Genomic DNA, 13,650 nt, shown 5'->3' with positions numbered 1-13,650 from the left:
CCAATAATCACACCTTTCATCATCCCCATTTTTCTCCGGTGCTTGAGCCAAATAATCAGAGGGATGACGTAAAGCAACTGCCAGAATAAGAAGCCCATCGCACCAATTATCCACACGAACAAATGGGTATAGTTTCCGGCGCTAAACTAGCCAAGGGCAAAGATAATCAATCCAGCTATGAAATGAAAGAGGAGAAGTAACATAAATCCCTTCAGGTTCTCAACAACTTCATTTTGATTAGACATTTCGCTATAGTCTTTGTAATTGAATAGTTAATTTATTAGTTGCATCAAAATACCACTCTTGCTACGTTTTCAGAATTTGCAAATATCTGGGGGACTGACTGGGCAAGTTGGTTGTGCATTAGCGGAGCTATCCGAAGCAATTTCATTGCCTTCAAGAAAAAGCATCGTCAGATTTGTTAGTTCTGATAGAGGGCTGACATCTTTAATTTGATTGTTGTTGAGCAGAAGCATCCCCAGATTTGTGAGTCCCGCTAGCGGGTTAACATCTGTAACTTGGTTTCCACTGAGAGCAAGCCACTTGAGATTAGTGAGTCCCGCTAGTGGGTTAATATCTGCAATCTGGTTATCATTAAGTTGAAGTGTCTGAAGGTTAGTGAGTCCCGCTAGAGAGCTAACATATTTGATTTGATTATCATTAAGACTAAGCCAATAAAGATTGGGAAGTTCTGCTAACGTGATATCGGTGATTTGGTTATTGCTAAGGTGAAGCTCTTTCAAGTTGGTGAGTTTCACGAGATGGACGGTAGCTATTTGGTTGTTGTTAAGGACTACTGTCTCCAGGTTTTTGAGTTCTTTTAGGGGATGGATGTCGGTGATTTGGTTGTCATCGAGTAGAAGCCAACTCAGGCTGGTTAGTCCGACTAAAGGACGAATATCTTTCACTTGGTTGTTGATGAGTTGAAGTGTCTGAAGGTTAGTGAGTTCGGCGAGAGGACTAATATCAGTAATTTGGTTTTGATTAAGGACAAGTGTATCCAGGTTAGTGAGTCCGGCTAGAGGATTGATATCCGTAATTTGGTTGTAATCTAGGTAAAGCACCTCCAAGTTAGTGAGTCTGGCTAGAGGATTGATATCGGTGATTTGATTGTTAATAAGTTGAAGCCAATTTAGATTCGTCAGTCCCGATAAAGGACTCAGGTCACTGATTCCTGTTCTGTCTAGGTAAAGCTCAGTACGACTTGACAGATTCTCGGCAGCTAACTCACAATCACTCGTGCCTGCAGCTTCTAACAGTACCTCTACTGTTTTTCTCGTCTCGGCTGACAATCGGGTTTTCTGAAGACAAAAATCCCGAAAAGAACTCCCCAGACTAGGTTCGGCGGCTTGAGTGATTCCCCATCCCCAGACACTGAACATGAATACACTTGTGATCAGAACAACGGCGTTAGTCGATTTCATGGTTAAGGCTGGTGGACACTGCCCACCCTACGGTATATCAAAGGTTTCGGCGATCCAAACCTACTGATTTTAGATTCATTCTTCCTCAGTGTCTGTATCGGTGTAGCCATCGTGCTTATTGCCTCTCGATTTCAGGTTTATGCAAAAGATCGCATTCCTTTGCCGATCGCAGATGACTGACTACCAGACAGGGGATTGAGCAGAGACAACCTGACCCCATGGAGCGGATACCGATGAATCGCCGATAGCCAGAGTAATCCCGAAGATTTTGCGATCGCTTCCTCATATATCAGTTAACTTAATCACCTCAATGAGTTATTCTTATAAGTGGTGTCACGGACACCGCTACTGCGAGTGAACTGAACTTCAGTTAGATTACGGATGCCCCCAAGTTCAGCCTCTGGCAACATGAAAATCAGTACTCTAGCTTTAATAATGGGGACAAAGCAACAATTATCAGCTTTTTTATCAATTGTCTTAGTCTATTGACTGACAATCTAGTCACGTTTTATAAATTCTACTTTTAAGATGCGCTGCTCCTTGATTAGAGCAGCCTATATAACCCAGTTTTCTTAATATCTGGGGGATCACCAACAGAACCGAAACAGCTTGAATCCACTCGCTTTTGCTCGTGAAGAAGTTTACAGAACGTGCAAGATTCACGCTGAAACTTCACTAAACCTTTACGGACATTCATCCGGTGTAAATGCCAGAGTAGTTGTAGGTGGATAACAAGTGGTTTAGTTGGTTTGTTGATAGTACAGGAACAGATTTATGAGTGTATCTGATTTTACAACGAAGAACCCAATTCTTACGAAATGGTTTTGGATAGAGCCGAAACAGCCGTCCTCAACCCCAACCCAACCTCCCCAACCGAAAAAACGATTCGATTTGCTCAAACCCATGAAACGGTGGATTGATGGGATTGAAGTCCATAATCCCCAACTGGCGCACTTGATCTGCAATCTGATCCCCGCCCAATGCCCCTTTGAGCGAGACATTAACCTATTTGGGCATACTCTGTTTCACATTCCCCCCTTGTGTAAGCTGAATCCCTTCTATGACGAAGTAGTCGGATTACGCTTCCGGGCGTTGTGCTATTTAGCCGATGAATGTGGTGAAGATATCTCCGCTTACTGCTAAAATTCCAAGACTGGGAATTTTAATGTTAGGTGCGGAATCCTTGATCACACAGCATGGCAATCATTGCTCTGAAAGCCTGGTATCTCCAGGACTACGAACCAATTAGAGAATTGGAGAAACGCCCTCACGATTTGCGGTTAAGCAAAAACAGCTTGCTCAAATCAGGGTTAAGGGCTGACTTCTTAGACGATAGTCAGGATGTCAAACAATCAGAATGGTTTGGGCGCTACCTGGATGGGGAAACGGTGGAGTTTTACATTGAAGGTAGTGGTGGCTATGCCATTTCCAATATTGATTTGATCTCTCATGAGATTTACTTCACCAAGCAAGAGGTGATGGCGCAACTTGATCCAATTATCTTTTTGAGTTATCAAAATGAATGTTCTCGTGCCAGTGAAGCGCTACGGGATAGCCTCAATAACACCCTGGAGGACTTCAATCAGCGATCGCGTCTTCCCCTAACCCTAGAACAGTCTCGTCGCCCTGCGGGTGAACCCATGCGCCTCAGCAGTACCCAGATGCGTCGCATCCGTAAGAGTTTGCTATTTATCGCCGATGGTACCGCGATCGCGAAAGTGGACAGAGAACAGACACCCCTCGTGATCCCCAATCCCCAAGTCTGTGTCGAAATTGGTTACGCCCTCATCAGCAAGCGCCGAGAACAAATTTTACTGGTACAGATGGAACGCCCCGATTTACCGGGACAGTTTCCCTTTGAGGTTCCCCAGCACCAGCAGCTATCATTTCGTCAACCTGAGGATTTACAAAAGACCTTGCCTGTGGTATTGGAAACATTACTGCAACGGTTTAATCTATGGACGTGATTTATCCCTCATCGTCACAGATAATAATTGGGATGGATTGAGGAGAAAATTTTATGCCTAGAACTCCAGATGAGTTTGCCGTTCACATTCTTATGGCTGGCGGACACCGAGAAGAGGTGCGTTTTACCACGATTCAAGAGTTTCAGAAATGGTACAGTGGTGAACTCGTACCCAAATCTGAGTCTAAGGACTTTATCAACGTCCCGATTAAAAATATTCAGGGCGAATATATGGTGGTACGCCCCTCCAGCGTTTTAGCGATTCGGGTGGAACCCATCTTCGGGGGTAGCGTCGAGCGCTTTTAGTCTTTGTCATTGGTCATTGGTACACCATCCAATGGCTAATGATTGATGATACGACGTCACAGTTTGAACAAGCATGAGAAAACAACTGACGAGTCTCTCCCTGAGTTTAGGCATATTGTTGTTCAGTGGCAGCAGTTTGGCTGTTCCCGATGTTCCTCTGGAACGAATCAATCCCGATACTGAAGCGGTGACACTGGACTCCCTCGGCTTCGATGAGCAACTCTGGGGGACTCCTGAACAACCAGGCGATCGCCAAGCTTTACTCAAGTCAATTGACCATAGCCTGCGCTATCTGGCGACACCGACAGCAGCGGCGACGTACCAAAACTATCCCATCCCAGGGATAACTCTGGAACGAGTGCGCCGTTCCCTGGTGCGATTTCGTCAACTTTTGCTCACCTCCAATTCCCCGGCTGAACTGCAAGCGGCGGTGAATCGTGAGTTTGAGGTTTATCAGTCGGTGGGACATGATGATCAGGGAACGGTTTTATTTACGGGTTACTTTGAACCCATTTATCCTGCCAGTCGTACCCCTAGCGCCGAGTATCGGTATCCTCTTTACCGTTTACCGACAAACTTTAATACCTGGAAAACGCCTCACCCGACTCGTGCTGATTTAGAAGGCGTGGATGGGTTTGGTGAAAATAGCCCCCTGTATGGATTAGAACTCGTCTGGTTGCGCGATCGCCTTCAGGCATTTTTGATTCATGTTCAGGGTTCTGCCCGTCTGCAATTACCCGATGGGAGTCTAATGACGGTTGGGTATGCGGGGAAGACGGATTATCCTTATACCAGTGTGGGGCGAGAATTGGTCAAAGATGGCAAGTTGCCTCTGGAAGGGTTAACCTTACCTGTGTTAATGGATTATTTCCGTCAATTTCCCAGTGAATTGGATCACTATTTACCTCGGAATCAAAGTTTTGTCTTCTTCCGGGAAACCAATGGCGCACCCGCGACGGGAAGCCTAGGTGTACCTGTAACAGCCGAACGATCCATTGCTACAGATAAATCCTTAATGCCTCCCGGCGCATTAGCGTTGATTCAAACTCGCATCCCCTATCCTAATGCCCAAAGACAACTCGAATCCCATTGGGTGAGTCGCTATGTGTTGGATCAAGATACAGGAAGTGCAATTAAAGGACCCGGACGAGTAGATATCTTTATGGGGACAGGAGTTCTCGCAGGCGATCGCGCTGGAGTCATTGGCGGGAATGGATACCTGTACTATTTATTCCTGAAGGATTCTAGATGATTGGAGATAGGACTTACGCAAAGCCTCTATGTGTAAGGAGAGGAGAGCGAAGCGTAACGCACCTTTCCTATCATAATATAATGTGGTTGCGTAAGTCCTAGGAGATTTATTGCCTATCGTTACTTTATGCGATCGCGATACAGCGCTTCGCGCTCTTATGGAGTACAGTATTAGCCCGCTATCCCTGAAACGGCTAGATTCATGTTGTACCTCATAGCAAAGGAAAGCGCTGTAATGACCATAATTTTTATAGAAAAAAGAGGCGCTACTTGGCACCCCTTTTTTCTACGCATAAATATTTGTCAAACCAGCCGGAAATTAGGGCAATTTTGTTTTCAGATATTGCATAATTTCATCTAACTGCTGCTTCAGTTGTTTGTTCTCTTCCTCCAACTGTTCGACTTTGGAATAAAGCCGTTGGTTTAACTCATCCTCTTCACCCACCAGTTTGCGAACATCCCGACCAAAGCCCATCAATGCGGGACGTTCCACATAGGTGACACGGTGCAGCACTCGCCAAGTCTTGTTGGCTTTGCCCATTGCTTGACGTAAGGCGCGGGCTTCTTCGTCGTTACTGCGTAACCACTCTGGATCGACCACATAGTTGAAGAAGTCGTAGAAATTATCGGTACTGTTTTCCAGGTAGAAGCTCATAAACCGATAGCGATCAACCTTTTCCCCTGGCATGATGGGGTAGTCATTGTAATCGGTGATGCCAATACTCTCTACACCACTCAAATCGACATTTAACTCAAAGCCTTTACTACGGGCTTCGGTTTTGGTCATCGTTTGAGTCATGTTAACTGTAGCTAGGGCTGTTAATTCGACTTGTCCTCCCAACGCCATAAACATTGTGTCCACCCCTAAGCCAGCACCCAGGCTAAACGAACCGCCAATGGTATGTTCTGCAGTAGTCGCGAAACTTTGGGCTTCTGCACGTAACCCACCATCGGCATCCCAAACATAGGTATTGACAATATTGCGTTTGCCAGCGCGAATCAAGATATTTTCCATCTTCTTCTGCCAACCCGCAAAACTTTCTGTGGCATGGGCGCGTTTTTCTTGATCTGCAATCTTAGCGTCTATTTCCGCTTGTTTTTGCTTGACGGCGGCTGACTGTTGATCTTGGGAGGCTTCTATCTCTTCTTTCATTTGCTCCATTTTCGCCTCCTCAGCAGCTTTCTGTTCCTCCTCCGTTAGATTGGTATTGGCTTGGTCTTCTTCCCGTTCCACGGATATGCTACCCGGTGCAACACCACTATTTGCTTCCCGGCTGAGGGAGGCTTCATCCAATAAGCGGGCGTTAAACTGTTGGAAATAAGACTCACGCCGTTTATCTTCCCGTTCGATCGCCTGTTTCAGGTTGTAGGCTTCTTGCAAGCGGTAGTAACTGGCAGGATAAAGGGAACCATACTGAGAGCGCATTTCTGGAACATGGCGGAAGAAGCGATCGCTCGTCGCAGAACTTCCGGTCATCCCGTCTAAACTACCATTCATACTGTAGGCGGGATTCATCAAGAAGGTGATGGTATTCACATCGGGAGGAATGCCATCCACAGGCTGCACTTGGTAGCCCACCATTTTGCCACTGCGAGCCAATTTGCTGATAAAGACATCTGCCAAACTAGAAATCACCAAAGCATAGCCAACATTTTTAGGAATAAACCGTGTACCCAAATGAGGGAATTTGGGTGTTTTTTCAGGGGTTCCTCGCAACTGTAGGCTATCAGTCATACTGTTCGATGAACTAGAGGTAATGTTACTCTCGTTGATAAATTGATAGCTGAAATCTAATGCACCTTTAAATCCTAGTCTTCCTTCTATTAGTTTGACCTCATAACCCAGACCTCCAGCCGCCTCATTAGCGATACCAGCAAAGATTTCCGCACTTGCTCCTAAACCAGAATCCTGAGCGCGACTCCAGCTAAAGTCTACATCTTCAGACATGGCGAGTTCCACGGAGGTAGCACCATTGTAATCATCGCTTTCAGTCAGGTTTTCGCTAGGAATGGGGGGCGCACCTTCGATGTAACCCAGCAGGGTGGGGGCAAATTGGGCATTGCCAATCCATTGCAGTTGCAATTGTTCGATGCGTTTTTCTGGCAGCATTTCGGCACCATTGAGAACCGGACTGGCAAAGAAACGCCGCATCATGGCTGACTTGCGCTGAGTGCTTGGGTCAACAGTGATAGTGCTGTACTCGCTGCTGACAAGGGCATCCCCACCAATAGGCAGGGTATTGTCTTTGGTCGTAATGGCTTCGTGGACAGTGCCAGGATAATTGCCTGTGAGGTCAGGGGTTTTAACTGTTGTACCTTCGGGTGTAATGGTGTTCAAAGGCCAGTAACCTAATAAACCTGCTTCATTACCGCTTAGGCGTTGGTTCATGGTTGCCCGGATTTCTGCAGGGGTGCGGGCTTGCTTCCAAATGCGAACTTCGGCCATTTGACCACAGAATGGATTCTGAGCTCCTCCAGACCATACTCCCGCAGCAATTTTAAATGGGTCGGAGGAATTACCATAATTACTGGTTGCAGAACCCCCTTTTCTGATAGCTGTACCATCCAGGTAAAGGATTAAATTTTTGCCATTGCCGACAACAGCAACATGATGCCACTCATGCAAAGGATAGGAAGTATCAGCAGCTGCGCCTGCACCTCCAGCAGTCCAGACAGACAGTTGTTGTTTGTGAATGCCAAATTCAACAACATCATTTTGTCCGAATAGACTAATCATACCAGCAGGAAGGGACGAAGCTTTCACCCACCCTTCTAAGGTAAAAGCAGAGCGATTATTCAACAGGGGTGTTTCGGTGGCGATATAATCATTTTTCCCGTCAAACTTCATTACTGTATGACCCAGGTTGCCGATGGGTGCAGCACAACCCCACCAGGATGCCCCTTGCATGGTGCCATGACGGTTGTTGCCAGAATAGTCGCGCACTTCATTACCCGTGGCTTCGGTCATCGGGTAGTAAGCGAGTAACCCTGGTTCGTTGCCACTGAGGAGGGTTTTGCTGTTGACGGCAATTTCTTCATCGCTGAGGCTAATGCCCCAAATGCGGACTTCTGCCAGTTTGCCGAACTGATTGGTGTTCTGCTTTTGCAGTTGTACTTGGTCAAATGGCACCGTTTGAGGATTGCCATTCAGGGTGCCATTGTTTCCATTCGGGGAATAGTCTTTGGCAGAACCATCCCGCAAAGGCCAATAACCGACTAAACCCGACTCGCCACCTGTGAGGGTTTTGCCCATATCCCCTTGAATTTCTGCTTGAGTTCGGGCTTTATTCCAGATGCGGAATTCTCCTAGAGAACCACTCCATTTATTGATCTTATTGACATAAGCCCCGATCACAAATTTCTCAATACCAGATAAGGTTTTAGTTTTTCCACTTCCCTGATACCAGATTGCTCCATTGTGGTAGATTAACATCTGTCCGGTAGAGGCATCTTTGACAAAAGCCCAATGTGTCCAACTATCCTTATATTCACTGGCTTGGGCTAATTTTTCTATGCGATCGCACCCGTTTTGATTCCCCGCATCCCAGTAAATAGTTTGATTAATCCAGGGTAAATGGATGTTTAAGACGCGCTGGTTTTGGCTGTTATAACCTTCGATAATACTGGTTGCCTTTGGTAAACTGCTGGCTCCTTTTGACCAAAATTCAATGGTGATCGCAGTTTGAACTGAGGGGAGACCCTGGGCAAATTCAATATAATCGTCCGTTCCATCAAATTCGAGTGCTGTATTGTTTGAACTGGTGCTATCATCCGAAGCAAGATTGCCAATCGTATAAATATCACCGGTAATTTTTGCGGGTAAGGTTACGGCTTTGGGTGTCCCCTGAATTGTACCGTTATAGCCTTTCAATGAACTATCGTTAGCCGCACCTCCAGCCAATTGCCAGTAACCCACTAAACCTGTTTCTTCTCCTTTCAGAGTTTTGCCTAAATTCCCTTGAATCTCGGTTTGAGTCCGGGGCAATTTCCAGAGACGAACCTCAGCAATTTCACCGTCCCAATTGCCATCATTTTGCCAATTACTCTTACCAATAAAATTATTGGTACGATTGATACTGGCAGGAACTGATGCTTTCCCTGTGGCAACTGGTAAACCATTTTTATAAATGGTCACATTCCCAACAATATCAACTGTTGCGGCTAGGTGCATCCATTGTTTAGTTTCTAGTACATTTGGGGCGCGTAGATATATTCCCCCGACTGAGATAAATAATGTATCGGTATTTGCTTCATTCCCCAAAATAATATCCCCGGCACTAAAACCAATGCCGAAATCAATAATCCGCGACCAAGTATTAAAGCTGGCATAATGCACCCAGGCTTCAATCGTGAAGCCAACGGAATAATCTACATTCATCGCTGGCAATGAAATGAAGTCGTCATTGCCATCGAGTTGCACTGCCGGTTTAGCTTGGGTTTCTCCGACTTTTTCACCATCAATATAGAAATGGGCAAAAACACTGCTTTGCGGTTCCCGTTTGGCGGCAATGGCCAGATGATGCCAACCATCAGAAAGCTTTTCTAAATCGTAGCCGCAATCAAAGAACACCCCATTGATGCATAGCCCTAAATATTGGCTGTTGTAAACAACAATTTGCTGTTCGTTATCTTGAGAACTGGCTAAGACGTGCCACTGTAATTTCTCGGAAAAAGGATAAGCAAACCACGCTTCCACAGTGAAGTTCTCACCTAAGAAGTAAAGTGGGTCATTTAATTTGACCAAACTACTGCCATTATTGAAATTGATGCAAGTCCGCAGACTATCAGGTATCCACTGTTCAAACGCCGTATTCAGACGGTCAGATGTGGCGTCATATAGGGTTTGCCGCATCCGTCCTTGATCGTCAAAATAGCTGAGTTGCACATTGCCTTCGCAGGTTTCAATGGCATTGAGTCGGCCAGCAGGATGAACAAAACCGACCAGGGCCCCCTGCGTGGTTAAATCACGGCTATCTTGAGCTAGTTGGCTCATTGCTAGAGCAGTTTGCTGGTTCTGTTTAACGCCTGTGATGAAGTTAGTATTGGCAATATTTAACTCATTACGAATCTGTTGAATTTCGGCAATCACAATTTGGATGCGTTGTTCGAGTTCTGCCTTATTCCCAGAAATATTAGTCTTTTGTGACTTCAGTTTCTCTAACTCTTCTTGTAGTTGAACCAGTTTTTTCTCAGCGTTTTGTAACTCGTTTTTCTTTTGTTCCCAAGTTTGTCGAGCCTGGGAAATATTGTTATTAGTCTCTCCTCCTATTTTTACAATTTTCCAGTGTTGATTAGTTCCCCCATATTCTGGCCAAACTAAAATACTATGTTCACTGGTTGCCCAATTCCAGACTTCAAAATTTAATCTATTTTCGATGATATAATACCCATCACTCCGCTTCTTCAACTTCCATTCTTGGCATTTTTTAATGAACCATGCCCAACCTGGCTGACTAGCTAATAATTCTATCTCTGCGGTACTTTTAGCATAAAGTTTACCTTTGTTCTCTGTCCATATAGGAATTTTATTCCCGGACATACAAACAATCCGATAATAACCACCATCAACTTGCTCGAATTTGAATTTATTGTTGGAGTAATATGAATTGCCATTAGCACCAAGATCTGCGTAGAGTAATTGATTATTCTGGGTATAAACTCGAACAATCCAATCTTCACGATGGCGGCAAACGAATTTACACCAATAATTCAAAGTATTGTTGATTTCCTTTTGATAATGGTTGTAAGCGTTATTGACTGCTATTAGCAAGTTGTCGATTTTACTTTGTTGCGTATTAATCTCAGATTGCTTGGCTGCGATCGCGGCATCTAGTTTGGCCGCATCTGCCAGTAAAGCAAGTAGCTTTTCAATCTCTGATTTTTCTTCAAGAAGGATAGATTCTTGCCGTTCTTTTTCTTCTAATGTCCTTAACTCATCTTTTAAACTGGATGAATTATCAGCCAAAGTTGCCAGAGAAATATAGTCACCATATTTCGCTTCCGTAATCGCATCAGACACCATCCGAATATAATGCTTGCGAATCTCTAAACTGGTCCAGTTTCCCCGAACATCAGCAATTTCAAAAGTGCGTAACATCGCCACCCCATCGGGAATGGTGAAGCGACAAGTAGCCCGATACCAGCTATTGCCCAAACTTTCAAAGTCATCTTGTTGAGCCGAAATAGTAATTTTCTCGTCTGCACTGCGGCTAGTTTTGCCCCAATAATAAAATTGGAAAATCTGGTTGCCATTGCCATCGGCATTATTTACATCAACTGCCGGATTAACCTTAAACTCAAACTCTTCAATATAGGTTGCCCGTTGACTGACAGCAAACAAATCATCATTGCTATATTTCACCGCAGGCATTCCATCGCGCAAAGTGTGATCGAGAGTGACACCTCCCACATAGGGATCACCATACACAATGCCATCATTGCCATTTACTGAGAAATCAACAACTTTACGTTCTTTGCCTTCAGAAATCGCACCCAAACGCCAATACCCAACTAAACCGACTTCTTTGCCAGTTAGTTGCAGATACATACTGTCTTTGACTTCTTTTGCCGTGCGGGCAGTCTCCCAAATCCGCACATTGGCAATGCAGCCGTTAAATTTATCCTGGAAATCAAAGCGGCTACCAATATAGAAATTTCCGATCGCAAAGGTATCGGAAGTCGCCGTCCGAGATCTCGCTAACTTGCCATCGCAGTAAAGCGTTTGGGTTTTGGTCTCGCTGTCGTAGGTACAAGCCCAGTGATGCCAGTTGCGATCGTCATACTGGGTTTGCGTATCAATGGCATTTTCCCAAAAAGCCATAAAAAAGTTGTTGCTACTGCGGAAGCCAATTAACAGAGCGTGGTTTGGCTTTCCCTCTCCTTGTCCGATTAAGCATTGTTGACGTTGCAATTCATTTCGTTTTGCCCAAAGTTCGATGGTAAAACTCTGTTCGGCCAAATTAATTTCTCGATCGCAGTCAACATAATCCTGCTTGCCATCGAGGACAATGCCGCGACGCTTGCGAGACTCCAACTTCACATTAACGGCTTCGCTACCTGGCCACTGCCGTTGAATGACAAAGTTGGCATCGTCAACTTTTTGGATTTGATAGGTGTTGTCATAGCCTTGAGTGCCAACCAATAGCACCTCATCCCCATCTTCTAATCCATGATTGGAAGCAGTAACTTGTAATTTCCCATCGGCAGTTTTTTGGTATCCCGTCACCATGCCATCAAAGATTAAGCCACCTTCTTCTTCGACAGCTTCCCAAGTTCCCATCTCTTCATTGGCCGGAAGGTCGATCGTAAACGTATCTTCATCGATCCGAGTGGCAGCGTATAAACCGTTATAGTCGTTGGTGTTCTGGATTTCTACCATGTCACCACTGACTAAGTTAGCCGCTTCGGGGGAGGTAATTTTGACTAAATCTTCGGCGCCGTCTGCCTCGGTTCCCACTGAAAAACCCGTAATACTCCCAATTTCCGGTGGGGTCGTATCGCCAAAGGCTTTAATTTGTTCGAGGGTATTCAACGGCAACAGCACATCCCGTTGGGTGCTGCGCAACACATCGTTTTGAGGCTGTTCGTCAATTTGCGACAGCGTGCCATCCCCAGCAATGCCAAAACTTAATGCGGCTGTCCCCTTATCGGTGGGAATCACCAACATCACTTTGCTGGACATTCGCATCAACTGAGGACCGGCTTTGGTTTCTTGTTCCTGCTGAATGTCGTATTTGGTGACCGCTAACCCGTGGGTAACGCTAACTCCATTAATATCTAAGGTGCGTTGAATAATGCCCGGAATGCTACGGGGGACAAGGGTATCGTCAGTATCGGAGATGGGTTCTAAGACTGTGTAATCTTTCAGATCAAATAGTCCTTCATCGGAGGTGCGAATGGTGATGAGTTGGACTTTTTGGGTGGCGCGATTGTAGGCAAAAATGTGCCAGCGATATTTGTCGTGTTCGTTGGTGGCAACTTGAACAACGGAAAACCACCCGTTATGAAGGTTATTGATACATTTGAGTTCGGTGGTGGGTTCGTAGAAGAAGTTGTTATCGGTGTCTCGATAGTCGAGAGAGTCTACGTTTTGCAGTCCCGATGCCCCCATTCTCATATCTTCGGTGGGTTTATGTTTTTGGCGAGAACGCTTAAACCGCACTTCTAGCTTGCGGGTGAGTTCGTTGGTCATGCCATCGAGGACGAAGCGATCGCACAATAGAGTGTTTTCTTTGGACTGCCGAAATACATAGATATGTCCGACTCCAGAAACCAACTGTACCGGGGCAACGGCGGCTTCATCCTGGGTTTGGTAGCGCGATCGCACCAAAAAGGAGCCGTTATCTTGGCGGGTGAATTCTTCGGTTTCCAGTGCGACGACGGATGCATCATCGGTGGACTCGTTGGGAAATTCAAGGAGTTTCCACTGTTCCCAGCCAGTGCGTTGGTCTGGTGGAGTGTTCAGGTAACTATCCTCAAACCCATCTTGCTTAATCGTGTAGTGGATCTGACCTTCAGCATCAGTGGCGAATACCACTACTTTGCCTTCGTGGGCAATGCTGTTAAGGTATTGTAGTTTTTCTTTTTGTAAAAGCACTGGTTTTTAAGCCTTAATTTATTATTTTTAACTTTTTAAGTTTAGAACGGTAATAACACCGAAAACAATACTCGAAAAGTTAAGAATTATTACACAATATCAATGCT

At 45.3% G+C, this 13,650-nt stretch carries 6 protein-coding genes; 4 read left to right on the top strand and 2 right to left on the bottom strand.

Annotation, left to right across the window (positions count from 1 at the left end; all coding sequences use genetic code 11):
* Window positions 1–314: 314 nt before the first annotated feature.
* Window positions 315–1,424, bottom strand: coding sequence for a leucine-rich repeat domain-containing protein (locus RIG66_RS16185; RefSeq protein ID WP_446379721.1), 1,110 nt, complete (start codon window positions 1,422–1,424; stop codon window positions 315–317).
* Between the two features lie 774 nt (window positions 1,425–2,198).
* Here RIG66_RS16185 and RIG66_RS16180 point away from each other — a divergent pair.
* From RIG66_RS16180 to mltA, 4 genes are all read left to right on the top strand, one after another.
* A complete protein-coding gene (locus RIG66_RS16180) occupies window positions 2,199–2,567 on the top strand; it encodes a Mo-dependent nitrogenase C-terminal domain-containing protein (protein WP_446379719.1) in 369 nt (122 codons plus the stop codon).
* A gap of 53 nt (window positions 2,568–2,620) precedes the next feature.
* Window positions 2,621–3,391, top strand: a complete 771-nt coding sequence (locus tag RIG66_RS16175) for a hypothetical protein (RefSeq protein ID WP_446379717.1) — start codon at window positions 2,621–2,623, stop codon at window positions 3,389–3,391.
* A gap of 53 nt (window positions 3,392–3,444) precedes the next feature.
* Window positions 3,445–3,696: a hypothetical protein gene (locus RIG66_RS16170; protein WP_006106003.1), complete on the top strand. Its 252-nt coding sequence runs from the start codon at window positions 3,445–3,447 to the stop codon at window positions 3,694–3,696.
* Between the two features lie 73 nt (window positions 3,697–3,769).
* Window positions 3,770–4,948 carry a murein transglycosylase A gene (gene mltA / locus RIG66_RS16165; protein ID WP_446379715.1) on the top strand — a complete coding sequence of 393 codons (1,179 nt, stop codon included), beginning with the start codon at window positions 3,770–3,772 and terminating at the stop codon, window positions 4,946–4,948.
* A 318-nt stretch (window positions 4,949–5,266) separates the two neighbouring features.
* Here mltA and RIG66_RS16160 read toward each other — a convergent pair whose 3' ends face one another.
* Window positions 5,267–13,543, bottom strand: a complete 8,277-nt coding sequence (locus RIG66_RS16160) for a LamG-like jellyroll fold domain-containing protein (RefSeq protein WP_446379713.1) — start codon at window positions 13,541–13,543, stop codon at window positions 5,267–5,269.
* Window positions 13,544–13,650 lie beyond the last annotated feature (107 nt).

The organism is Coleofasciculus sp. E2-BRE-01 (assembly GCF_040221695.1).
Classification (GTDB): domain Bacteria; phylum Cyanobacteriota; class Cyanobacteriia; order Cyanobacteriales; family Coleofasciculaceae; genus Coleofasciculus.
This window is presented reverse-complemented; position numbering and strand designations above follow the sequence as displayed.

Coding starts and splice junctions, on each gene's coding strand:
- RIG66_RS16170 (WP_006106003.1), top strand. CDS start 3,445: ATGCCTAGAACTCCAGATGAGTTTGCCGTTCACATTCTTATGGCTGGC.
- RIG66_RS16180 (WP_446379719.1), top strand. CDS start 2,199: ATGAGTGTATCTGATTTTACAACGAAGAACCCAATTCTTACGAAATGG.
- RIG66_RS16185 (WP_446379721.1), bottom strand. CDS start 1,424: ATGAAATCGACTAACGCCGTTGTTCTGATCACAAGTGTATTCATGTTC.
- RIG66_RS16175 (WP_446379717.1), top strand. CDS start 2,621: ATGGCAATCATTGCTCTGAAAGCCTGGTATCTCCAGGACTACGAACCA.
- mltA (WP_446379715.1), top strand. CDS start 3,770: ATGAGAAAACAACTGACGAGTCTCTCCCTGAGTTTAGGCATATTGTTG.